This window comes from Pseudomonas ficuserectae (assembly GCF_024584585.1).
Lineage (GTDB): Bacteria > Pseudomonadota > Gammaproteobacteria > Pseudomonadales > Pseudomonadaceae > Aquipseudomonas > Aquipseudomonas amygdali.
The window spans coordinates 620,402-642,855 of the sequence record NZ_CP085684.1; the positions used below are offsets into that span (position 1 = coordinate 620,402).

The 22,454-nt window shown below is 56.5% G+C and carries 21 protein-coding genes and 1 pseudogene; 13 read left to right on the top strand and 9 right to left on the bottom strand.

All coding sequences use genetic code 11. The features are described 5' to 3' along the window. The first annotated feature begins 421 nt into the window (after positions 1-421). Positions 422-1,186, top strand: coding sequence for an SDR family oxidoreductase (locus tag LJU29_RS02695; protein ID WP_057423018.1), 765 nt, complete (start codon positions 422-424; stop codon positions 1,184-1,186). 42 nt (positions 1,187-1,228) lie between these two features. On the opposite strand, the gene LJU29_RS02700 is transcribed toward LJU29_RS02695, so the two are convergent. The 7 genes from LJU29_RS02700 to yghU all read right to left on the bottom strand — a co-directional run bounded on the left by LJU29_RS02700 (position 1,229) and on the right by yghU (position 9,112). Continuing rightward, a complete protein-coding gene (locus LJU29_RS02700) occupies positions 1,229-2,443 on the bottom strand; it encodes an AGE family epimerase/isomerase (RefSeq protein WP_257111611.1) in 1,215 nt (404 codons plus the stop codon). Between the two features lie 72 nt (positions 2,444-2,515). Next, entirely contained in the window at positions 2,516-4,408 is a 1,893-nt protein-coding gene (dxs, locus tag LJU29_RS02705; protein WP_004666391.1) for a 1-deoxy-D-xylulose-5-phosphate synthase, read from the bottom strand. A 160-nt stretch (positions 4,409-4,568) separates the two neighbouring features. Beyond that, the gene (locus tag LJU29_RS02710; protein WP_002551851.1) at positions 4,569-5,456 is read right to left on the bottom strand and encodes a polyprenyl synthetase family protein; all 888 of its coding nucleotides are present in this window, start codon (positions 5,454-5,456) and stop codon (positions 4,569-4,571) included. Continuing rightward, positions 5,453-5,698, bottom strand: a complete 246-nt coding sequence (locus tag LJU29_RS02715) for an exodeoxyribonuclease VII small subunit (protein ID WP_002551852.1) — start codon at positions 5,696-5,698, stop codon at positions 5,453-5,455. Before LJU29_RS02715 ends, LJU29_RS02710 begins: the two co-directional genes overlap by 4 nt. 102 nt (positions 5,699-5,800) lie before the next feature. Then, positions 5,801-6,967 (bottom strand): cystathionine beta-lyase, encoded by a 1,167-nt coding sequence (metC, locus tag LJU29_RS02720; protein ID WP_257111612.1) that lies wholly within the window; start codon positions 6,965-6,967, stop codon positions 5,801-5,803. An 85-nt stretch (positions 6,968-7,052) separates the two neighbouring features. Then, positions 7,053-8,069 carry a PDDEXK nuclease domain-containing protein gene (locus LJU29_RS02725; protein ID WP_057423019.1) on the bottom strand — a complete coding sequence of 339 codons (1,017 nt, stop codon included), beginning with the start codon at positions 8,067-8,069 and terminating at the stop codon, positions 7,053-7,055. Positions 8,070-8,269: 200 nt separating this feature from the next. Continuing rightward, complete coding sequence (yghU, locus tag LJU29_RS02730; protein WP_005752809.1) at positions 8,270-9,112, bottom strand: glutathione-dependent disulfide-bond oxidoreductase; 843 nt, start codon at positions 9,110-9,112, stop codon at positions 8,270-8,272. Between the two features lie 312 nt (positions 9,113-9,424). Here yghU and LJU29_RS02735 point away from each other — a divergent pair, with 312 nt between their 5' ends. From LJU29_RS02735 to LJU29_RS02790, 12 genes are all read left to right on the top strand, one after another. Next, complete coding sequence (locus LJU29_RS02735) at positions 9,425-10,201, top strand: ABC transporter permease (protein WP_005742965.1); 777 nt, start codon at positions 9,425-9,427, stop codon at positions 10,199-10,201. Then, positions 10,198-10,902: an ABC transporter ATP-binding protein gene (locus LJU29_RS02740; protein WP_005742963.1), complete on the top strand. Its 705-nt coding sequence runs from the start codon at positions 10,198-10,200 to the stop codon at positions 10,900-10,902. Before LJU29_RS02735 ends, LJU29_RS02740 begins: the two co-directional genes overlap by 4 nt. Before the next feature lie 58 nt (positions 10,903-10,960). Continuing rightward, positions 10,961-11,722, top strand: a complete 762-nt coding sequence (locus tag LJU29_RS02745; protein ID WP_054077175.1) for a glycosyltransferase family 2 protein — start codon at positions 10,961-10,963, stop codon at positions 11,720-11,722. A 1-nt stretch (position 11,723) separates the two neighbouring features. Beyond that, positions 11,724-12,338, top strand: coding sequence for a PI-PLC domain-containing protein (locus LJU29_RS02750; RefSeq protein WP_005747676.1), 615 nt, complete (start codon positions 11,724-11,726; stop codon positions 12,336-12,338). A 7-nt stretch (positions 12,339-12,345) separates the two neighbouring features. Further along, entirely contained in the window at positions 12,346-12,984 is a 639-nt protein-coding gene (locus tag LJU29_RS02755) for an HAD family hydrolase (RefSeq protein ID WP_257111613.1), read from the top strand. Then, positions 12,981-13,712: a glycosyltransferase family 2 protein gene (locus LJU29_RS02760; protein WP_257111614.1), complete on the top strand. Its 732-nt coding sequence runs from the start codon at positions 12,981-12,983 to the stop codon at positions 13,710-13,712. Before LJU29_RS02755 ends, LJU29_RS02760 begins: the two co-directional genes overlap by 4 nt. Then, complete coding sequence (locus LJU29_RS02765) at positions 13,709-14,029, top strand: hypothetical protein (protein WP_002551862.1); 321 nt, start codon at positions 13,709-13,711, stop codon at positions 14,027-14,029. Before LJU29_RS02760 ends, LJU29_RS02765 begins: the two co-directional genes overlap by 4 nt. Before the next feature lie 3 nt (positions 14,030-14,032). Then, complete coding sequence (locus tag LJU29_RS02770) at positions 14,033-15,808, top strand: hypothetical protein (RefSeq protein WP_122321370.1); 1,776 nt, start codon at positions 14,033-14,035, stop codon at positions 15,806-15,808. Further along, positions 15,805-16,410, top strand: a complete 606-nt coding sequence (locus LJU29_RS02775; RefSeq protein WP_257111615.1) for a hypothetical protein — start codon at positions 15,805-15,807, stop codon at positions 16,408-16,410. Before LJU29_RS02770 ends, LJU29_RS02775 begins: the two co-directional genes overlap by 4 nt. 42 nt (positions 16,411-16,452) lie before the next feature. Next, a complete protein-coding gene (locus LJU29_RS02780) occupies positions 16,453-17,496 on the top strand; it encodes a WavE lipopolysaccharide synthesis family protein (RefSeq protein ID WP_005752818.1) in 1,044 nt (347 codons plus the stop codon). Positions 17,497-17,688: 192 nt separating this feature from the next. Then, a complete protein-coding gene (locus tag LJU29_RS02785) occupies positions 17,689-19,968 on the top strand; it encodes an autotransporter family protein (protein ID WP_054077153.1) in 2,280 nt (759 codons plus the stop codon). Further along, a complete protein-coding gene (locus LJU29_RS02790; protein ID WP_057453571.1) occupies positions 19,968-20,819 on the top strand; it encodes an alpha/beta fold hydrolase in 852 nt (283 codons plus the stop codon). The genes LJU29_RS02785 and LJU29_RS02790 overlap by 1 nt, the downstream gene beginning before the upstream one ends. Positions 20,820-20,911: 92 nt before the next feature. Here LJU29_RS02790 and LJU29_RS02795 read toward each other — a convergent pair. Together LJU29_RS02795 and LJU29_RS02800 are read right to left on the bottom strand one after the other, a co-directional pair. Continuing rightward, positions 20,912-21,154, bottom strand: a pseudogene (locus LJU29_RS02795) (helix-turn-helix domain-containing protein). 407 nt (positions 21,155-21,561) lie between these two features. Further along, a complete protein-coding gene (locus LJU29_RS02800; protein WP_057402869.1) occupies positions 21,562-22,293 on the bottom strand; it encodes a LexA family transcriptional regulator in 732 nt (243 codons plus the stop codon). Positions 22,294-22,454: the final 161 nt, after the last annotated feature.

Genomic DNA, 22,454 nt, shown 5'->3' on the forward strand with positions numbered 1-22,454 from the left:
GTCGTTCATACAGCTTTTCCAGTTACACAGCCTGTGGATAAGTCTGTTAACAAGCCTTGGAAATAGTGATCCAGCCGTTACTGCGTCTGGGCTACAGGCCATTACGGTTTTCTGACGCCTCGTGGCGTCCTGGCAGTATCGGGCAAAGTCAAGGTCAAAACTTCTCCATACCTGCTGGAAGCCCCGAACTACGGGACTTTCAGCGTTACCGACTTGCCCCCAGAGATTGTGTGTCTGACTGTGGATAAGGTGGGCAAAACTGCCTGCAAGGCCCGTGGCGTATGGCTCGGCTTGAGTTGGTTGTTTTTTGTACAAATACACTGGGTTGTTGCATCGACGTGCCGCTGACGGGCATTCTGCTGCCCTCATCAGAACTTATTAACAGGTGCGCTGTTTTTTCGCGCCAGGTCAGGAGAACGAAATGACTTCCACTGTATTCATCACGGGCGCTACTTCCGGTTTCGGTGAGGCCTGTGCCCGCCGTTTTGCCGAAGCAGGCTGGTCGCTGGTATTGACCGGCCGTCGCGAGGACCGTCTTGCCGCGTTGAGCGCCGAGCTGTCGAAGCAGACCAAGGTGCATACGCTGGTACTGGATGTGCGTGACCGCAAGGCAATGGAGAGTGCTATCGCAGATTTGTCTGAAGAGTTCGGCAGCATTCGCGGGCTGATCAACAACGCCGGTCTGGCGCTGGGGATCGACCCTGCGCCCAAGTGCGATCTGGATGACTGGGACACCATGATCGACACCAACGTCAAAGGTCTGGTCTACACCACACGCCTGTTGCTTCCACGTCTGATTGCGCATGGTCGCGGGGCAAGTATCGTCAACCTGGGCTCGGTAGCCGGCAACTATCCTTATCCGGGTGGTAACGTCTACGGTGGCACCAAGGCGTTTGTCGGGCAGTTCTCGCTGAATCTGCGCAACGATCTGATCGGCACTGGCGTACGCGTCACCAACCTGGAACCCGGGCTGTGCGAGAGTGAGTTTTCGCTGGTACGTTTCGGCGGTGATCAGGCCAAGTACGACGCCACTTACGCGGGCGCCGAGCCAATTCAGCCGCAGGACATCGCCGACACTATCTTCTGGATCATGAACACGCCAGCGCACGTCAATATCAACAGCCTGGAACTGATGCCTGTCAGCCAGACCTGGGCCGGTTTTGCGATTGATCGTAACCGCGGTTGATTGCTTGCTGATCGGGCCGCACAGGTGGTGCGGTTCGATCGATCAGTCTTCTACAGGCGTGGGCGGCGGGAAAGCGTTCACGAAGCGGTTCTCGACAAAGTCGGCCAGCCCGATGTAACAGGTTGCCAAGTGGTAAGGCGTGGTCGACGGCATGTCACTGCGGCTGACCGCGCCATCGGGCTCTACGCACTCGTTCCAGCCTTTGGCATGCAGGAAGCGCTGCGCAAAGGCTGACATTTGCGCAGCCAGGTTCGCCTCGCACTCTGGCCGCATGGCCATGGCTCGCAGGTATTCCGCCTGAGCCCAGATACGCTGGGTGGCGTCGCGTACCGTGCCATCAAGTGTCAGCATTGCAGTCACCGCGCCGCTCTGTGGCTCGACACCCTGTGCCTGAGCGTAGGCAAACGCGCGGGTCATGGATTCGTGCAGCTCACGTCCATGCAGCTCTGGCGACGATTGCAGCAGGAAGAACCATTCGAACTGATGACCTGGCTCGTACCAGTTATCCACAGCGCCCAAGGGTTTCTCCAGCATCACGCCGGTGGCGGTGTCGACAAAGCGACGCTGCATGTGGATAACCAGAGCGTCCAGCGCTGACTGGGTTGCAGGGTCGGCGCGCACCGACAGCGTTGCCAGAAAGGCCTCTGCCAGATGCATCAGGGGGTTCTGGAGCGGGCCGCTGCCCAGCGTCGACCAGTCTTCATCGAGTTGCGCTTCGTACAGCCCGTCATCGTCGGCAAAGCGCTCCGCTACAACGCTGAGCGCCGCATTGAGCACTGACTCTGCCGGCGGGTCCTGCACCTTCGCCCAGTAATGTGCGCAGGCGAAAATAATGAAGGCGTGAGTGTAGAGGTCCTTGCGGCGATCCAGAGGTTTGCCCTGTGGATCGATGCTATAGAACCAGCCGCCATGCTCGGCATCGTGGAAGTGCTGTTGCAGGGAGCGAAACAGCTCACCGGCCCGCGCCCGAGCGTTCGGCACTTCGACGTTATCGATAAGGCTGGAAAACAGAAACAGCTGACGTGCGCAGGCCATGGCTCGATAGCGTTGCGGCGGTAGAGGCTGATCGTTGGCGTCGAGCGCTTCGTAAGGCAATGCCAATTGTGCGTTCCAGCCAGGGCCCTGCCAGAGCGGAACGACGACCTGCAGAAAATGCTGCTGCAAGGCAGCGAACACCGAGGTCAATTCAGGCGTGGGGGCGGAGCGGGTCACATGAGGCATCGGCTGGCATCGCGGCAGTGTCGAAGTGCGCAGCATGTTATCAGGATTGCTGCATGCGGGGTCGTGGTGATGATTCCTCACGCTCGGCGCGTGAGGAACCTCTGCCACTCAGCCAATCAACGCCAACCGCTCATTGATCGCCGCTTCGATCCCTTGGGCGTCCAGCCCGCACTCAGCCAGCATCTGCGCAGGCTTGGCATGCTCGACGTAGGTGTCCGGCAGGCCCAGGTGGAGTACCGACTTGAGGATATTGGCGCGTGCCAGAAACTCACTGACCGCAGCACCGGCACCGCCCATCACTGCGTTTTCTTCCAGTGTGACCAGTAACTCGTGGTTGGCGGCAGCTTCGCTCACCAAGGCTTCGTCCAGTGGCTTGACGAAGCGCATATCGATCACCGTCGCGTCGAGCTTCTCGGCCACCACCAGCGCATCGGCCAGTTGCACGCCAAACACCAGAATCGCAACGCCCTGGCCCTGACGACGCACAACGCCCTTGCCGATTTCGACCGGGTCAAGGCCTGTCTCGATCAACGCGTTCGGACCGGTACCGCGTGGGTAACGCACTGCCGCGGGGCCTGTGTGCAGGTAACCGGTGTTGAGCAGCTTGCGCAGTTCGTTTTCGTCACTCGGCGTCATGACCACCATGCCGGGGATGCAGCGCAGGTAGGACAGGTCGAAGCTGCCTGCGTGGGTCGGGCCGTCTTCGCCCACAAGCCCGGCGCGGTCGATGGCAAACAGTACGTCGAGGTTCTGCACCGCGACGTCATGCACCAGTTGATCGTAGCCGCGTTGCAGGAAGGTCGAGTAGATAGCCACGACCGGCTTGCTGCCTTCGCAGGCCATACCGGCAGCCAGTGTTACAGCGTGTTGTTCGGCGATGGCAACATCGAAGTAGCGTTCTGGAAAGCGTTCGCTGAATGCCACCAGGTCCGAGCCTTCCTTCATGGCTGGCGTGATGCCCACCAGCCGTGAGTCAGCCTCGGCCATGTCACAGATCCACTGGCCAAACACTGCGGAATACTTCGGCGCGCTGATTTTTTTCGGGGCGACAGGCGCATTCAGCGGCTCAAGCTTGGTAATGGCGTGATAACCGATCGGGTCGACTTCGGCTGGCGCAAAACCTTTGCCCTTCTTGGTGACCACGTGCAGAAACTGCGGGCCTTTCAGATCACGCATGTTGCGCAGAGTGGCGATCAGAGTCGGCAGGTCGTGGCCATCGATAGGGCCGATGTAGTTCCAGCCCAGCTCTTCGAAAAGCGTGCCCGGGACCAGCATGCCTTTGGCATATTCTTCGGTGCGACGTGCGATTTCCCAAGCGCCGGGCAGGCGCGAAAGCACCTTTTTGCTGCCTTCGCGCATGCTGCTGTACGTGCGGCTGGAAAGAATCTTGGCCAGGTAATTCGACAGACCGCCGACATTGCGCGAGATCGACATGTCGTTGTCGTTGAGAATTACCAGCATGTTGGCTGCCACTTCCGGCGCGTGGTTCAACGCTTCGAAGGCCATGCCGGCAGTCAGCGCACCGTCGCCGATCACGGCAATGGATTTACGCTCGCTGCCTTGCAGGCGCGAGGCAATCGCCATGCCGAGTGCGGCGCTGATCGAGGTGCTGGAATGCCCGACGCCGAAGGTGTCGTACTCGCTCTCGCTACGACGCGGAAAGGCCGCCACCCCATCCTTCTGGCGCAGGGTGGACATGCGCGCGCGACGGCCGGTGAGGATCTTGTGCGGATAGGCTTGATGACCCACGTCCCACACAAGGCGATCGTCCGGGGTGTCGAAAACGTAATGCAGCGCGATGGTCAGCTCGATGACCCCAAGACCGGCACCAAAATGCCCTCCGGTCTGGCCAACGGAATACAGCAATTCCAGGCGCAGCTCATCGGCCAGGGTTTCCAGCTCGGCTTCGCCCAGACGGCGCAGGCCGTGCGGGGTATCGGCTCGGTCGAGCAGCGGCGTGACCGGGCGCTCGCGGGGGATCTCTTTGAACGTCGTGGGCATCAGGCGAATCGTTATAAGTAAAAGAGGCGGCAGTTTACCTTATGCATCGCAAGCTGCCCATGAAGTGAGTCGGCGGATAGTCCGCCGACTGACACGCTTAATGACTGAGACCTGACGAACCGTGGTTGATTCAGCAGATTTCCGGCTTCGGTGACGGTGATCAGTGGCGACGTTCGACGATATAGCGTGCCAGCTCGCGCAACGGTTCTGCGGCGGCATCGAACGTGCTCAGCGCGGTTAGCGCCTGATCACGCAGTTCCAGTGCATAGCGCTTGGCCGCTTCCAGGCCCAGCAACGCAGGGTAGGTCGGCTTGTCGCGGGCGATATCGGCACCCTGACGCTTGCCGAGGGTCGCAGTATCGCTTTCGACATCGAGAATGTCGTCCTGAACCTGAAAGGCCAGACCGACCGCGCGCGCATAAATCTGCAAGGCGTCAAGACGGGGCTGATCGGCTTGACCACTGGCCAGTGCGCCAAGCCGGACGCTGGCTTCGATCAACGCACCGGTCTTGTGCCGATGCATGTATTCCAGCGCCGCCTGATCAAGCTTCAGCCCCACAGAGCCCAGATCGATCGCCTGCCCGCCCACCATACCTGCCGGGCCGGCAGCGGCTGCGAGGGTATTGACCATCTGCAGACGCGTTTCAGCATCGCGTGAGGTCAGGTGCGGCGCGAGCAGTGCAGTGAACGCCAGGCTTTGCAGGCCGTCACCTGCGAGGATCGCGCAGGCCTCATCGAAAGCCTTGTGCGTGGTCGGCTGGCCGCGACGCAGGTCGTCATCGTCCATCGCCGGTAAATCGTCGTGCACCAGCGAGTAAGCGTGAATCAGTTCAACCGCACAGGCGGCACCGTTGGCATCCTCGGCTACGCCGCCCAGCGCTTCGCAGGCCGCGTAGGCCAGCAGCGGGCGCACGCGCTTGCCGCCGTTCATCACGCTGTAGCGCATGGCTTCGTAAAGCCGGTTCAGCTCAGGGCTCGGTGCCTGAAACAGTTTTTCGAGTGCTGCGTTGACGCGAGTCTGGCTTTGCGCTTGATAGCTCGCGATCATTCGGGAAGTTCCGCATCGTCGAACGGCTCTTCGCTCAGTTCGCCATCGCGCTCCAGCAGCACCTGGACCTTCTGTTCGGCCTGGGTAAGGGCGCTTTGGCAGTCGCGGGTCAGGCGTACACCTTGCTCGAAGGCGGTCAGGGAGTCTTCCAGAGACAACTCGCCATTCTCCAGCCGCTCTACCAGCGCTTGCAGGTCAGCGAGTGACTGTTCGAAATCCAGTGCAGCTTTCTTGCGGGCCATGGGGGCATTTCCGGTAGAGGTTAAACCGCGCGACACTAGCAGAGCGAGGGCTTCTGGGCAAATAACGGCGACGGAGCAATGCCAGGGCAGCAACTATCAGGATTAACCCGCAGCGAACCCGTTCTGCAGGTCTGCAATCAGGTCTTCCGGGCTTTCCAGGCCAACCTGCAGCCGCAGCATCGGGCCGGTGCCGCGGTCAGGACCATATTGCTCGACTTCAGTGATCAGGCTTTCAAAACCGCCCCAGGAGTAACCAATCCCGAACAGTTTCAACGCGCCGGTAAATCGGTCCAGCACCTGCCGGTCAACGGCATGGAATTCGAAACTGAGCAAGCCGTTGCAGCCATGGAAATCGCGCTTCCAGATGGTGTGGCCCGGATCGTCCGGCAATGCGGGATACAGCACGCGGGCAACCTGAGGCTGGTCCTGCAGCCATTGTGCAATTTGCATCGCGTGGCGTTCATGCATGGCCATGCGTGCCGCCAGACTGCGGGCACCGCGCAGCACCAGATACGCATCGTCGGGGCTGACGGTATTGCCCACGGCGGTGTTCATGGTCTTGAGGGTTTTCCAGTGCGCTTCGGTGGTGCTGACGCTGCCCATCATGACGTCGGAATGCCCGGCCACGTACTTGGTCAGGGCCATCAGGGAAATGTCCGCGCCCAGTTCCAGCGGCTTGAACAGAATTCCCGAGCCCCACGAGTTATCCACAGCCAGCAGTAGATCCCTGGCCTTGCACACCTGTGACAGTGCAGGCAGGTCGCACATGTCGAACGTCAGCGAGCCGGGCACTTCAGCGTAGATCATCCGTGTGTTGGTCTTGATCAGCGATTCCACATTACTACCGTCGGCCGCGTAGAAATCGAACTGGATGTCGAAGGCGGTCAGCATCGTTTTCGCCAGGCGCCGAACGGGGCCATACACCGATTCAGTAATCAGCACATGGTCGCCTGGGCGCAGAAACGATTGAAACATCTGCGCCACTGCCGCCAGCCCGGTCGGGTACAGGCAAGTACCGTGTGCGCCCTCAAGCCCGGAAATCAGATCCTGCAAGGCAAACGCCGTCGGGTTGCCGTTGGCACCGTAAGTCAGTGAGCGCTCAGGCCCCGTGGTGCGAATTTCCGCCTCGCGCAAACTCTCCAGACTGTCGAACAGCACCGTACTCAGACGTACGACCGGCGGGTTGACCGCCAGCCCTAGCCCGCTGCTGGCGCTACGGCCGCGTTGCGACAGGGCGGTGTGGGCGCGAGGGTCCTTATCGTGCGGCATTGGAGGCTCCAGTCAGGGAAAGGGCAAGCAGGCAGACTGCCGCTCAGGCATGCACAAGCGTAATGCATCGTGCGTCTGGCAGGTATCACTGATCGCTCAGCACAGCACTCGTATAGAACTCATGCAGCTTCGCCTGCAATAGCTGCCTGTCCGGCAAGCGGGTCTGGTACTCGGCAATCAGCGCGGGTGAAAGCGAGCGGTTCAGGGCGTACTCGACCACTTCATCGTTTTTGCTGGCGCAGAGTAAAACGCCGATGGCCGGGTTTTCATGGGGTTTGCGTACATTCCGGTCCAGCGCTTCAAGATAAAAGTCCAGCTTGCCCAGGTATTCGGGTTCAAAGCGGCCGACCTTGAGTTCGATGGCAACAAGGCAGTTGAGGCCGCGATGGAAAAACAGCAGATCCAGCGCAAAATCCTGGCCGCCGACCTGCAACGCGTACTCGGAGCCGACAAAACAGAAGTCGCGGCCCAGCTCGATCAGAAAATCCCTCAGGCGTTGCAGCAAACCGCGGTGCAGGTCAGCTTCGGCGTGTCCCGATGGCAGCTCGAGAAACTCCACCATGTAGGCATCACGGAACACATCCAGTGCTGCCGGTCGGGTTTCCTTGAGCATCGCCGAGGCCTTGGCTGGCTGGGTGATACTGCGCTCGAACAAGGCGGTCTTGAACTGGCGCTCCAGCTCTCGGCTGGACCAGTTTTCCCTGATTGCCATGCGCAGATAAAACTCACGCTCTTCGGGGCGCTTGCTTTGGCTGAAGATGATCAGGTGATGAGTCCATGGCAATTGTGTCAGCACTGCTGACACTTTCTCATCGTCGCGGTAAACCTCGAAGAACTGGCGCATACGAAATAGGTTTCGACGCGTAAACCCGCGCAACCCTGGCTGGGTTACAGCCAGATGCTCGGCAAGCTGGCTGACCACCGCGTCACCCCATTCGGCGTTTTCAATCTTGCGGCTGATGTAAGCGCCTACCTGCCAGTAAAGCTCGATCAGGCGAGTGTTGACCGCCTGTGCAGCTTGCTGTCGAGCGCCCTGAATCATTGCGAGCACTTCATCAAAGCGATCATTTACAGGCGTATGCAGTGCATTGGGAGTACTCATGCTGCAAGTACTCCACTGCATGGAAAACCGGTGTCGAGTTGCAAGTGAAAATCTGGATGGGCAGTTGTCCGGCTCATAGGGCGCGTCCTTGGGCAGTGGCTAAGGACGCTACTTTACGTTCAGATCACGACTGTCCGACCCAGAATCTCTTTTGAGTGTGTAGCATCAGGTTTCTGTTTGCGCAGGCCTTGACTTGCGTCTTATTTATCCAGGTCGGATGCCTGATGCCGCTCCGGCACCTGATCCGCCTCTTCGCCCCAAGTGCGGTTGACCTTCTGGCCTTTGATGACAGCAGGGCGCGTGGCGATTTCTTCCGTCCAGCGAATCAGGTTCGGGTATTCGTGCACCGACAGGAACTCGGCGGCCGAATAAACCTTGTTCCTTACCAGCGCGCCATACCATGGCCAGACCGCGATATCGGCAATCGTGTAGGTATCGCCAGCCAGGTAGCGGTGCTCGCCCAGTCGGCGGTTCAGCACATCGAGTTGGCGCTTGGCCTCCATCGCGAAGCGATTGATGGGGTATTCGAGTTTCTCCGGCGCGTAGGCGTAGAAGTGCCCGAACCCGCCACCCAGGTAGGGCGCCGCGCCCATCTGCCAGAACAGCCAGTTCAGCGTTTCGGTACGGCCTGCCGGGTCGGCGGGCAGGAAACTGGAAAACTTCTCAGCCAGGTACAGCAGAATCGAACCGGACTCGAATACCCGAACAGGTGTTTCATGGCTTCGGTCCAGCAATGCAGGGATCTTGGAGTTGGGATTGATCTCGACAAAGCCGCTGGAGAACTGATCGCCCTCGGAAATGCGGATCAGCCAGGCATCGTATTCCGCGCCGCTATGCCCCAGCGCCAGCAGTTCTTCGAGCATGATCGTGACCTTCACCCCGTTGGGTGTGGCCAGAGAATAAAGCTGCAGTGGGTGCTTGCCGACGGGCAGTACCTTGTCATGCGTGGGACCGGCTACGGGCCGGTTGATGCTGGCGAACGTACCGCCTGCTTTTGTTTCCTGCTGCCATACCTTCGGCGGGGTGTAAGGGGTTTGGGTCATGAGTAGCCTCGCTTGTTCAAGGGTGATCGCTGGACCGGTCGTATTGCGAATGACCATTGACGTTATAGATCAACGTGCGCGGATGGAAGTGCCTTGCGATTCTGATCGAGCGTGGCGAGGCCTCGAAAGGGCCATTTAGCTGCCGCCGGTAGTTTGTGGAATATTCCTACAGTAACTAAGGCGTCGTCCTATAGCTGTAACTCTATGAAAGAAGAGAACATGTGCCCGCAGCAGGAGGCCATAAGGTTATCCATTTATGATCTTGATTGTCAAAATCGTTCTCTGATCTACCTGTCAATAGCTGGATACCGTATGTCGTCATCTCGCAGCACAAGCTTTATAAAATGGCGTGACCTGATCATCAATCTCGTGTCCAAGGAAATTAAAATCCGTTACATGGGTGCGACGCTAGGCTTCGTTTGGTCATTGGGAAATCCGCTGGTTGTTACACTTACGTATTACACGGTTTTTACCTATATCCTGCCCAGCAGTCAGGACCGTTTTGCACTTCATCTGGTAACGGGTGTTGTCCACTGGATGCTTTTGGCGCAAATAGTTTCACAGAGCGGGGAATGGCTCATCAATAACGGCAATCTCATTCGAAAGTTACGGTTCCCGCGTATATTGCTACCCCTCTCCGGAGCATTGTCGATTGCTGTGTTCTGGGCGGGCTGCATGATCGTGTATGCATCGTTATTTCCCATGCTGGGTGGCGTGTTTTCACGCGCTCTGTTTTTTTATCCCATTGTACTGATTGCGTTCATGGCGCTGATTATGGGGTTCGGTCTGGCGCTTAGCGTCATTCAGGTAACTGTGAGGGATGCAAAACACTTCATCGATGTGTTTCTGCCCTTGCTGTTCTGGTTGACGCCAATTGTGTGGGTCACCTCCGCGCTGCCCGAGGGTGTCGCCAGCATAGCGGCCTACAACCCGGTAGCTCTTTATTTCGATAGTTTCAGCAGCATTTTGCATGCTGGTGTGGTTCCAGACACCCGTGATCTGCTGCTTTGCGTGTTGATGGGGGCCGCCTCGTTGCTCATCGGCCTGCTGATATTCAGAAAGGTCGACGACGTGGTGGAGTATTTATGAGCCGCGTCGTCATCAAGGCGGAAAACCTTACCAAGCAGTTCACTCTTCGCCACAACAGGGGCGGTTTGAAAAGCAAGTTTCTAGGCCTGTTCGATGCTCGATACCGTGAGCATGCCGAAACGTTCATGGCAGTCAGCGACGTGTCGTTCACCTTGCATAAAGGGGAGTCGCTTGCACTTGTGGGGCATAACGGTTCAGGTAAAAGCACGCTCTTACAGCTGGTTTCACGCATCCTTGTTCCCACCAGCGGACGCTTGACTACGGTGGGTCGTGTAGCCCCTTTAATAGAAATCGGTGTGGGCTTTCACCCTGATCTGACAGGGGAGGAGAATATCTATCTTAACGCCAGCCTGTTCGGGTTAAGTAACAGGGAAGTACGTTCGCGTTTCAACGAGATCGTGGATTTTTCCGGGCTGGGAAACTTCATTGATACTCCGGTCAAGAACTATTCGTCGGGTATGTATATGAGGCTGGGTTTTTCGGTGGCGGTTCATGTTGAGCCACAGGTTTTGCTGGCTGACGAAGTGCTCGCTGTGGGGGACGAAGAGTTCAAGCGCAAATGCCACGAGCGAATTCGCACTTTGCAGGATGACGGCATGGCCCTGATTCTTGTTACCCACGCGGTAGAAGAGGGTAAAGAGTTTTGTCAGCGCTATTTGACGCTTGAGCGTGGCCGGATGATTGAACACGGTTGTTATTGATTCATTGCTGTCAATGCCGCTTCGTCAACTTCAAATCACCCATTCAAAAGGGATTTTCATGCTGCAAATTATCGTTCCAATGGCGGGTGCCGGGAGTCGCTTTGCGGTCGCGGGCTACACCGATCCCAAGCCGTTGATCCCTGTACATGGCGTACCGATGATCAAGGTCGTGATTGACAACCTGACGCCGGATTGTCCGCACCGATTCATCTTCATCTGTCAGGCGGATCAGGTCGCAACCTATTCACTGAGGGAAAAGCTGAATGCCTGGGCACCTGGATGCGACATCGTCGAACTCGGTGGGCTGACAGGCGGCGCTGCGTGCTCCGTTTATGCCGCGAGGCACCTGCTCGACTGTAGCCAGCAAGTAATGATTGCCAACAGTGACCAGTATGTAGATGTGGACATAAACGCTTATCTGCGGGCAATGAACGAGAGTGACGCAGCGGGCTTGATCATGACGATGAAAGCCAGTGATCCGAAGTGGTCGTTTGTGGGATTCAGTGCAGAAGGCCTGATCACTCGCGTGGTGGAAAAAGAGGTCATCTCTGACGAAGCCACTGTCGGCATCTACAACTTTCGCAATGCAGGTCAGTTGATATCGGCCATCGAGACAATGGTCATGAAAGATCTTCGCGTCAATGGCGAGTTCTATGTTGCCCCGGCGTACAACGAGATCATCGGACGCGGCGCCAAAGTGATTCATTACAGTATTGGCGCAGAGGGTCATGGCATGTACGGTCTGGGTATACCGGCAGACCTGAACCAATTCCTGTCGTTGCCGCTAAGCAGGCAGGCAGCCTCGGGAAGGCAGGCCTGACATGCAGATCATCAGCCATCGCGGCTATTGGCTGCAAAAGCCGGAGCGCAATTTGCCCGAAGCATTTCACCGATCATTCGACCTTGGTTTCGGCACAGAAACCGATGTCCGTGATGTAGCGGGTCAATTGGTTATTTCTCACGACATGCCCGTTGGTGGCGAACTGACGCTTGAGGAGCTGCTCGCCATCATGGCAGGTCGTAACTTGCCACTGGCCATCAACATCAAAGCTGATGGAATGGCGCAGGCGCTCGCCAAAACCTTCGCTCGATATGGTCATACCAATTGGTTTGCCTTCGATATGGCGGTACCGGACATGCGCAGTTACTTTCACGCGAACGTTATTACTTACACCCGGCTCAGCGAAGTTGAACCGTCCCCAGCCTGGATCGAAAAGGCAGCAGGTGTCTGGCTTGACGGTTTTGAGGGGGAATGGTTTTCCAGTCTGGTTATTGGCGATCTTCTATCTCAGGGCAAGCAGGTGTGTGTGGTATCTCCCGAGTTGCACGGGCGTGACCATCGCGGCCTGTGGCAGCAATTGCTTGAACTCGACGCGCACGACGGTTTAACGATTTGCACTGATATTCCCGCAGACGCAGCCACTTTCTTCAAGTGAGGCAATCATGATCAAGGCAGTGATATTCGATATGGATGGCGTCCTCATTGAAGCCAAGGAATGGCATTACGATGCACTGAACAAAGCCCTCAGCCTGTTCGGTTACAACATCAGTCGCCATGAACACCTCACCGCCTACGACGGTCTGCCCACCTCGCGCAAACTCGACATGCTGAGCGTAGAGCGCGACCTGCCGGTTGCGTTGCACGCATTCATCAACGAAATGAAGCAGCTGTACACCATGGAAATCGTGTACGCCCAGTGCAAACCGACGTTTGTGCATCAGTACGCGTTGTCATCGTTGAAAACAATGGGCTACAAGCTGGCGGTTGCATCCAACTCCATTCGCAACACCGTGGAGGTCATGATGAACAGGGCAGACCTGGAGCGATACCTCGATTTGCAGCTCTCCAACGAGGATGTCAAACATGCCAAGCCAGCTCCCGATATCTATACCAAAGCCATCAGGCAACTGGGCCTGATGCCCGAAGAGTGTCTGATCGTCGAAGACAACGAAAATGGTATCAAAGCCGCCAGAGATTCCGGTGCCCATGTTCTGGTCGTGGCTGAAACCTGCGATGTAAACCTCAATAACATCCTCGGCAAGGTCGATGAGATCAACGTCGACAAGGTGGCTAGCCTGTGAGCGCATTGAACATCATTCTTCTGTCGGGAAAGAAGGGAGAGACGTCGCTCGACGACGGCGAGTACCCCGAATATCTGTGCGAATGCAATGGCAAGCCACTGATCCATATGCTGATCGACAACTGTGCTGCGCTTGAGCCGCGCAGGATCATCTGCACATTCTCGAATGACGATGTCACTCGGCTGCACCTTCGCAACATGGTCCAGCAAATGCACCCTGCGGCCAGTGTTCTGCCCATTAACAAAGTCACCCGGGGTGCCGCCTGCACGGCACTTCTGGTGAGCGGGCAAATCGACAACGATGATGAGTTGTTGATTCTCAGTGTCAGTGATTTTCTGGATATAGAGCTGCGTGACGCCGTGCGTGCGTTTCGGGACAACGATGAAGATGCCGGCGTGGTTATCTTCAATTCACTGCACCCTCGCTATTCATTCGCACGTCTGGATAGCAACTGCCGGGTCATTGAAGCTGCCGAAAAAAATCCGATCAGTCCCCACGCCATTGCAGGTGTGTACTGGTTCAAATCCGGCTCGCTGTTCGTGGCGGCGGCGAAAGAGATGATTCGCAAGGATGCCAGGGTCAATGACAACTTCTACATAGCACCCGCCCTCAATGAGCTGGTGCTGTTACAGAAAAGGATCGGTGCCTACCGAATCGAACCCAGTCAGTACCGGCCACTGAAAACCAATAGTCAGCTTCACGCTTTCGAAGCAGGAGAAATGCGATGAAAACGGCAAGACTGCAAGACATGGTCAAAGGCTGGTTTGTGGGCGGCTTCGAGCCTGCTGCTTTCAATACCGAGTCCTGTGAGGTCGGGGTCAAGATTTACCAGGCAGGCGAAAAGGAAGCTGCCCATTATCATAAGGTTGCCACAGAGATAACCGTGCTCATTTCCGGATCCGTCAACATGCGCGATCAGGTCTGGCATGCAGGCGACATCATCGTTCTGGAGCCGGGCGACATCACTGCGTTCGAAGCGCTCACTGATGCAACCACCGTTGTCGTTAAGGTGCCCGGCGCGCTTGCCGACAAGTACGTCGTCTGAGCCATGAAAACGACCCATCTCCAGCACCATCCAAGCCTTGGTTACCTGGCGGCGGACAGCCTGCATAAGCTCCCGGTTGGCCTGCTGCTGCCCCATGAATGTTCGGGTTTTGTTTCGTTCCGCGCCCATCCGTTTCGCAAGCCGGAGCGGGTAATCAAAAACCTGCATGCCGCACTGCGTCCGTTATCCATGTACGACTCGGGTAGTTACTGCTTTTATGGTGTCCAGAGTGATTCACCGCTGGCGCCACTGCTGCTGTGGGACGGTGCCCATTTTCTGAATGTTGGCGAGAAGATTACAGTTATCGAAGACACTGAGTTTGAGTGCTATCTGGACCGTGAATATTTTGCCGGATCACTCAAGGTAATCGAACGCTCGGCCACCTCTGTCACCTACAAAAAGCTAGCAAGGCTGGCGGCGGAATCCGATGACGATCTTGATGGCTGGAGCTTTTGCCTTCCTGTAGGGCCAGGAGACGCCACGGTCCTGAATGCGGTAGTGAAGCGTATTCTGGAAATTGACGTCCCGCGCAAGGAGATACTTCTGTGTGGCACACCGGGAAGCAACTTCGCCTATTTCGACAAGGTCCGCATCGTGGGGCAGGACATTACTGCTCCGCCAGTGCAGATCTGCAAGAAGAAAAATCGTCTCGCTCTGGAGGCCGGATTCAGCAATCTCGTGATCCTGCATGACCGCGTATTTCTGCCCAGGAATTTTGGAGAAATCGTACGTCGCTTTGGTCCGCGCTATCCGTTGATGACACTGCAAAGCATGTTTTTCGACAATCGGCTCAGTATGCACCCTCGCCGCTATTCGGATTACGGCATGGCTTTGGGCGCGATAGCCAACGGTCTTCAGGGGGTGAGCCGAAACTGCAGCGATGCAGCGAGTATCGCCCCGTCGATTTTTCCAGAGATCGAGCGGACCGGTTTCAGTTATGCCAGTGCCATGCGTTACAACAGCGACTCCTGCTACGCGACCGGCAGTCTCTACATCTGCCGGAAGGAAGTGTGGAATGCCTTCCCGTTGGACGAGTCTTTGTATTGGGTTGAATTTGAAGACATTGAACACGGTATGCGCCTGTCAAAAGCTGGCGTACCTTGCAGGGTCAATCCATTCGGCATTACGCAATCAATCACCTCCCGTGCGCTATTGGGATCAGAGACTTTGGTGCAATCAGCAAGTGGCAAACTCGGACGCATAGGCCCGCGTTACTTCTCGGTTCTGAACAAGAAGCCTCTGATCAACATCTCCAGCAAAACGGCTCTCGCCAGGCTGCACCAGTTCGCAAGTAAGTACCTCGTCAGCCGGGCAACAGTGAGTATACCGACCGGGGTTTGTCATATAAGTGTTCGAGCCTGGATCGAGCTGATCAATCATGTCGTTCAGCAGTCCACGTTCAAAAACGATATTGGAACGGTCAGAGAATTTATCAGCGACTTTGAGAGGCTGGTGTTGTTTGACCAGCTCCCAAGTACGCGGCAAGAGTTTCTGGTCAATCGCTTCCTTGCAGACCCTGTGCTGGCCAAACAGACGCTGATCACCCAGAGCTGTGAAGTGCGCAATATGTTGCGTCAACGCAGTACGCAGACATGGTTTGTTCGTCAGCAGGATGATTACTTTCATCACATCCTCCTGTCGCTCCCGGGTATTTTGATTTCGGCGGTTCGTGCTTGCAGAAACAACGGGAAAATCTTCTATTTTGAAGGCGTGTGGGCTGCGGTGAAGGCTATCTATAACTCCACTCCCTTCAAGTCCTATGCCAGAGGTTCAAAATGAAGATATTCGTCGTGTCTCATTTGAGCCCCAGGCCGGCCAGTCATGAGCTGATCTGTCAGCTGTCCCACATCCAGCACGCGTATAGAAAGACAATCCCGGTGCTTGTCATCGATGACCGCTACAACCTGACCGAACTGCCCATCAGCGATATACCGACGGACCACGTCCAGTTCAGTCTGGAAGATTTCCTTCACGAAAATGGCCTGAGCGGCATCGTGGCGAACAGCGTTGCGCGTCATATGGATAAGGTCGAGAGCGTATGGGTACTGATTGATTTTGGTCAGCATGACTCGGCTACCTGCATGGACTTCATCCAGAAAATGGCTCGCTACAACTATTTGAGCCCAAGGCTTCGAAACCGAAACATCGTGATCATGGTGCCTGCCATGCACCTGGGTATCTATTCGCGAACCCTCAATGCCTCGTTCAATAACCTGCCTTCAATCACAACAGCTGCAGCTCGTTCGGCTCAAATCGGGAGGTTATTCATGGTCACCCGTCTTGAGACGGTGCTGATCAGCCTGCCAATGCTGGCTGGAGTCCTGCGTCGCATGCATCGTCTTTTTTTGCGCGTCTTTCGGCGTGCTGCGAGATTTATCTGAATGATCTGTTCTCGTCGTCATTCCTCATTAAAGGTTAAGAACATGCCTCATCTTGTGGCCGTTGATTCCAGAAAAATCAGCGTGGTTATCCAGGGACCTCTTTATCGCAACCTGAGCCCCCAGCGGAATATCTTCGCCTGTATCGCATCGGTCAGGACACACCTGCCACATGCCGAAGTTATCGTCTCTACCTGGTGTCATGAAGATACTTCTGCGGTTGAAGCGGATCAGCTCATCATGTCGGATGATCCGGGTGCCTTCGTCGACGATGCCGGTAATCAGATCAACATCAATCGCATGCTGCGATCGACGTTGTGCGGTATTCAGGCCGCCTCAAGACCGTATGTCATGAAGATGCGCGCCGACCACAACCTGACCAGCCCTGCACTGGCCGTCATAGGCCAGTCAGATGATGCCGAGCCTGGCGAAACAAAGCTGTTCGAGACGCCAATTACCACCACGACGCTCTACATTCGTGACCCTGAACGGTTACCGATGTTGTTCCACATATCGGACATTGTTCAGTTCGGCACACGCGATGCGATGCTCGCCATGTGGGAGCAACCACTGTTTGAAAGGAGCGCGCTTTTCAATGACAAGCCGTCTCGCAACCCGTTTGGCAACTTCATTGGCTACACGTCTGCGCGCCTGGTGACCGAGCAGGCGCTGATGCTGGGTGTCATGCGCAGGAAGGGCATTGACGCCCGGCTTGGACGTCCCTGCGAGGTAGGGCTGAGCAATCTGAAGTTATGGGACAACGTCTTGAGGCGCAACTTCAGAGTCCTGAATCACTCCGAGGCTGGCGTAGACTTCCCGGAACGCTTTCTAACCAGCCGCCGCGTATTGAGCACACTCTACAAAGCTTCTGCGATAGAGCAATTGCGGGGTATTGATCCGAAGCGCTACAGGCTGAGAATCGCGCGCATCTGGCTCAATCAGTACCTGCTGACCTGCCTGCGCCCCGGCTGGTGGGTGTCCTTTGCGACCATCGTATTGTTCAGCAGTTCGCCGACCTTTGCCAAGCGCGTTCGCTCGTACTGGCGCACGCTCAGGAAGGTAGCGCATGCAGAGTCCTATCGGGTCTAGCCATCCCGACCCTGAGCACTTGCACGACTTTAGCGAAGTGTGATTGTGCCGATAATAGTTGATGTTATTTCAAGTCGGTTACTTTATTCTCGCCGCGCTCTTCTGTGTGGCCAATGGCCACTTTTCGCTGCGGCAGGTTCTCGACAAGCATGGCAGCGCCCCCAACATAAGGAATGAATCTTGAACTCTGTGATGTTTCGCAAGACCCTTCTCGCCATGGCTGTGGCTGCAACTGCCGTTCCGGCTTTTGCTGAAACAGTCCAACTGACCAACGCTGGCTACAAAAGCGAGCGTCAGACCCATACCGGCAATCTTGAGATCAACGGTGCCTATTCGGGGAGTGCGGTTAAAGATGCGATTCAGCTAAGTGGTTCGACCGTTGAAAAGAACCTTATCCTCAACGGGAACATCAGTGGCTCCGGCACCTTTGCTAGTGGTGAAGGTGCCAAAGGCATCAGCCTGGAGGGCGGTAAGATCAACGGCAACGTCATCAACCATGGTCTGGTTGAAGTTTCCGGTCAAGGCGCGACGGCCCTGGACGTCGCCACGAGCCTGAAATTCTTCGAAAACCATGGCAGCCTCTCCGCTAGCGGCGCGGGGTCTCAAGGTCTTCGAATCGACGGGGCCACTATGATAGGCAATAGTGCGGACATAACCAACACCGGGACGATCCGCGGCGAGAGCGCTGCTATCGTGATGGGCACTACTAAATTCTCTATGATCGGCGCTCAGCCTTGGTACATCGAACGGGGCGACTTCAATATCTATAACGAAGGTTCGATCATTTCCGCTGACAGGGCCATCGACGCTTCTGGAAGCAATCGTCCTATCGAGCTGATCCTGAGAAAGGGCAGCGTCGTTGTCGGTAACCTGATCGACGTGAGCAATATCGAGCTGGAGGGGGATACTTCCTTCACAGGTACTGACAGCCGTAAAGATGGCTACAACATTCGCCTCAAAAGCGGCGGATCGGTTTATGTTGGTGGCACCTCCGACAGTCCTACTACCATGACTTTCGAGTCCGCACACAGCAGCATTGGCGGCGATCTGTATGTCGACGGCAATTCGGCGCTCGGCCTGAATCTGAGTAAGGCCACTGATACTAAAACCGCGGTGCTGAAAGTTACCGGCACTACTCAGTTCGAACCGGGAGCGCAAGTAAAGCTCGCGGCCAAGGGTGACGACTTCAATGCCAACGGCACTGCTTACACGCTCATCGAATCAGGCAAGATCGAACTGCTGACCAAGGATGGGCGCGCGGTCGATCCTGCTGGCAAACTGGATGTAGTCAGTACCTCGGCGCTGCTTAAAATCGACAGCTATACCGTTGACGGCAAAGACGTTGTGGCTGTGGTCACCGCCAAGGGCAAGGAAGAGGTCGCTCAGGTAGTTGCCAACAACGGCGGGTCAGTTAATGAACAGACCACACTGGTCAACCTGACCGGCGACAGCATCATCAGCAAGCTGAACGACAGCGATGCGTTCAAACAGCTTTTGCTGAACGCTGACGGCGGGCAGCTTGCCAAGCTGGCCTCGCAGCTGTCGCCGGAGGTCAACGGCGGGGCCAGAAGCGCCGCTACTACCAGCCAGGGTCTGATCAGCAACGTAACGGGCAGCCGCACCAGCTCGATACGCGGCGCGTCTTCTGGCGAAGGTTTCAAGAATGCCGGGGTTTGGGTCCAGTCGCTCTACAGCGACGCCACTCAAGGCCAGCGTGACGGAATTGCTGGCTATAACGCGTACAGCAGCGGAGTCGCGGTGGGCGCTGACGGCAAGCTCAACGACAACCTGACGCTGGGGTTGGCGTACAGCTTCATCAATACCGACGTGAATGGCAAAAGTGGCAACAAGACCGAAGTCGATAGCCATGCATTCACGCTGTACAGCGGCTTCGAACAAGGCAATTACTTTGTCGATACAAGCCTGACTTACGGGCTCAACGACAACCAGGGCAAACGCAGCATTGCAGGTACGCGTGCTAAGGCAGATTACGACAGTGACCTGCTGGGCCTGAATCTGGTGGGTGGCTACACCTATCACGTCAACCCGCAAGTATTGGTCGAACCACGCCTGGCGGCGCGTTACAGCCAAGTGAACATCGACGGCTATCGTGAGAAAGGCTCGTCGGCTGCGTTAAAGGTTGAAGACCAGCGTTATGAAACCATTGAGCTGGGCGCAGGCATGCGCGTGGCTGGCAGCTTCCTCTTGGGCGCCGGAACGCTGGAGCCACAAGCCAAACTGATGGCCTACCACGACTTTGCCGCCGACGAAGCGCAGAGCACGTCCACCTTTTTGCTCGGCAGTACACCGTTTGTAACCAGCGGTGCCAAGGCTGTGCGTGACAGTTACGAAGCGGGTGTGGGTGCCGATTACAAACTGGGTGCCGTCACACTGGGCGTAAATTATGACTACATCGGTAAATCAGGCTTCGATGCCGATGTGTTCTCTGCAAAAGTGCGTTACGACTTTTGATGTGGAGTTACCGCCCCGGTCGAAAACGCTTGGGCGGTACCCTTGCAGTCGTGATGGCGCTGCTGTTGAGCGGAGCCATCGCCGGTTGTCAGTCTCCGCGCGCTGATCTACAGCAATTGGCCAACCAGCATGGCCGACAGATGCAGATTCTGCCGGCACAGCCCTTTCCACTGGCGGCGCTATTGCCGCCAGAGACCTTCAGAACAACTCGCCTACGAGTCTATCTGGAAGGCGACGGCCATGCCTGGGCCACCGCCACTCAACCCAGTATCGAGCCGAGCCCACGTAAGCTGTTCGTGCCGCAGATGGCAGTCAACGACCCGACGCCCAGCGCCTATCTGGCACGACCTTGTCAATTCATCACAGCCCCGGCCTGTAGCGCTGCCCTTTGGACCAATCGCCGTTTCTCCCAGGCAGTGGTCACCAGCCTCAGCAGCGCGCTGGACCATATGAAACAACGTTACGGTAATAACGAGTTCGAGCTGATTGGTTATTCAGGCGGCGCAACCCTCGCGTTGCTACTGGCGGGACAACGAAACGACATCACCCTGATTCAGACCATCGCTGGCAATCTCGCCCCGAACCAGTGGACAGAACTAAAAGGACTTTCGCCTCTCAATGGCTCGTTGGATCCACTCGATTACATTCAGCGCCTGGCATTGATACCTCAGCGTCACTTGTCGGGAACGCGTGACGAAATGATCCCGACTGAACTGGCAAAGCATTACATCAAGCAGCTAGGCAACGGTGCGTGCAGTCAGCTGGTTATTGTCTCGGGTCCGAGTCATGAAGACGGTTGGGAAGAGGTCTGGGAGCTGTGGAGAGGACGGGACGTAGATGTGTGTCCGTGAGAGTCCTATAGCTGACCAAAACGCACTGCATTGAATCGTTATGAGTCATTTTTCATGCAAGCGCGCATCCAGCAAAGCTTCGCGATTGTCGATTACAGGCGAGCCATAGAGTCCAGCTTGCTGAGCAGCGCATACGGGTCAGTCCCGATCCCCCGACAGACATCCATGAACTCAATGACATCGAGCCTGCGCTTGGCGTTCTCCGTCTTTGAGACAAATCACTGTGGCCGCCCTAGCCTGATGGCCAATTCTTTTTGCGTCATACCGGCTGCGCTGCGCGCTTCCAGCAGAAGATCAAGCAACGCTTGGTAGCGGGCGTTATGGATGGTTTTCACTTGGCAAACCCTCTAATAGTCCGGTTACCTGAATAAACCTGACTTGGGATTATCCTAAAGTGGGTTTCGACCGGGACAACCAGCAAAGTACTGTCAACGGCTGATTTGGCGGGAAGCTTCTCAAGTAGATGATATCCACTGCCCAGCCGCGGGAAGAAAGCAGTAGGCATTAAAAAGCCGGCTTGTGGCCGGGTTCTCGTAGGCGGTTCCGATCTATTTTTGATAGACCGCAATCGCCTTCAACAGATGCGCCTCTTGAAGAAGCGCGAATAGGCAACAGGGCAAACGGATCACATGCCCCATTCAAACACCGCATCGCATGACTGCGTCAGGTGCTCTGGATGGCGCACAGAATACTGAAATTCTCCGCCAATGCCCAGCCCGAATGCCTTTCAACCCCAAACGCCTCACAACAGCAGCATCGCATTGCGCCGACTGTTGAGTGTCGACCACCAGAATATCCAGCCCAGAATCCGTATTTTCTCCCGGTCGATGTCTTCGGCACTGAACAGTTCGTCCGGGTATTCGGCGTCGTTATGGCTGCGCAGGCGCAGACCGCCATTGGGCATGCGGTAGAGGTAGCGCACGCGCAGGATGCCGCCGTGCTCGAGGGCGTAGATTTCGCCGTCGATGACCTGGGTCAGTTCGCGGTCGACGCCGAGAATCGAGCCGTCCTGGATCTTGTCGGCCATGCTGTTGCCGACCATGGCGACACACATGCAGTTTTTTGGGTCGATGCCCATGGTTTGCAGAACTTGCACGGGCAGGCGGATTTTTTGCCCAGGGGCTTCGGAAAGGACGGTTTTGCCGACGCCATGAGTGGATTCAACCTCCGTGTAGATCTGAATTTCCACATCGCCGCGCAGGACGTTTCTGGTCTGCTGGATGACCATTCGGGTGTCGTCACCGGTGTTTTCATTGGCCGATTCATTGGGATGTTTGGGCCCGTCGCCCGTGCGCAGCCAGCGTGCGTTTACGGTTAACAGTTCAGCCACCTCATCGATCCGCGCCATGGGCACGCCACGCTTGAACCAGTTATTGACGTGTTGCGGCGTGATTTTGCGGTTGGCCGCAAAGTCAGTCGCTGTGAGATGGCACTCCCGAAGGAGGATGCGGAGTCGATCGCCTGATGTATTCATAGGGCGAAGTCTACGGACGTCACTTGGGCGTTTAAATGAACGAGGTGTTGAGATCGACGTTATCCCAAGGGGGTGGCGGCTATTCGGACTACGGATGGAATGAATATCGTGTAGGCAGATTCCGTAATAGCGCTTTTTTGGCTAAACGACGTATCGGGCGT

What these genes read in the sequence shown, in the direction of transcription:
- LJU29_RS02695 (WP_057423018.1), top strand. Translation starts at nt 422, where the DNA reads ATGACTTCCACTGTATTCATCACGGGCGCTACTTCCGGTTTCGGTGAG.
- LJU29_RS02700 (WP_257111611.1), bottom strand. Translation starts at nt 2,443, where the DNA reads ATGCTGCGCACTTCGACACTGCCGCGATGCCAGCCGATGCCTCATGTG.
- dxs (WP_004666391.1), bottom strand. Translation starts at nt 4,408, where the DNA reads ATGCCCACGACGTTCAAAGAGATCCCCCGCGAGCGCCCGGTCACGCCG.
- LJU29_RS02710 (WP_002551851.1), bottom strand. Translation starts at nt 5,456, where the DNA reads ATGATCGCGAGCTATCAAGCGCAAAGCCAGACTCGCGTCAACGCAGCA.
- LJU29_RS02715 (WP_002551852.1), bottom strand. Translation starts at nt 5,698, where the DNA reads ATGGCCCGCAAGAAAGCTGCACTGGATTTCGAACAGTCACTCGCTGAC.
- metC (WP_257111612.1), bottom strand. Translation starts at nt 6,967, where the DNA reads ATGCCGCACGATAAGGACCCTCGCGCCCACACCGCCCTGTCGCAACGC.
- LJU29_RS02725 (WP_057423019.1), bottom strand. Translation starts at nt 8,069, where the DNA reads ATGAGTACTCCCAATGCACTGCATACGCCTGTAAATGATCGCTTTGAT.
- yghU (WP_005752809.1), bottom strand. Translation starts at nt 9,112, where the DNA reads ATGACCCAAACCCCTTACACCCCGCCGAAGGTATGGCAGCAGGAAACA.
- LJU29_RS02735 (WP_005742965.1), top strand. Translation starts at nt 9,425, where the DNA reads ATGTCGTCATCTCGCAGCACAAGCTTTATAAAATGGCGTGACCTGATC.
- LJU29_RS02740 (WP_005742963.1), top strand. Translation starts at nt 10,198, where the DNA reads ATGAGCCGCGTCGTCATCAAGGCGGAAAACCTTACCAAGCAGTTCACT.
- LJU29_RS02745 (WP_054077175.1), top strand. Translation starts at nt 10,961, where the DNA reads ATGCTGCAAATTATCGTTCCAATGGCGGGTGCCGGGAGTCGCTTTGCG.
- LJU29_RS02750 (WP_005747676.1), top strand. Translation starts at nt 11,724, where the DNA reads ATGCAGATCATCAGCCATCGCGGCTATTGGCTGCAAAAGCCGGAGCGC.
- LJU29_RS02755 (WP_257111613.1), top strand. Translation starts at nt 12,346, where the DNA reads ATGATCAAGGCAGTGATATTCGATATGGATGGCGTCCTCATTGAAGCC.
- LJU29_RS02765 (WP_002551862.1), top strand. Translation starts at nt 13,709, where the DNA reads ATGAAAACGGCAAGACTGCAAGACATGGTCAAAGGCTGGTTTGTGGGC.
- LJU29_RS02770 (WP_122321370.1), top strand. Translation starts at nt 14,033, where the DNA reads ATGAAAACGACCCATCTCCAGCACCATCCAAGCCTTGGTTACCTGGCG.
- LJU29_RS02775 (WP_257111615.1), top strand. Translation starts at nt 15,805, where the DNA reads ATGAAGATATTCGTCGTGTCTCATTTGAGCCCCAGGCCGGCCAGTCAT.
- LJU29_RS02780 (WP_005752818.1), top strand. Translation starts at nt 16,453, where the DNA reads ATGCCTCATCTTGTGGCCGTTGATTCCAGAAAAATCAGCGTGGTTATC.
- LJU29_RS02785 (WP_054077153.1), top strand. Translation starts at nt 17,689, where the DNA reads ATGTTTCGCAAGACCCTTCTCGCCATGGCTGTGGCTGCAACTGCCGTT.
- LJU29_RS02790 (WP_057453571.1), top strand. Translation starts at nt 19,968, where the DNA reads ATGTGGAGTTACCGCCCCGGTCGAAAACGCTTGGGCGGTACCCTTGCA.
- LJU29_RS02800 (WP_057402869.1), bottom strand. Translation starts at nt 22,293, where the DNA reads ATGAATACATCAGGCGATCGACTCCGCATCCTCCTTCGGGAGTGCCAT.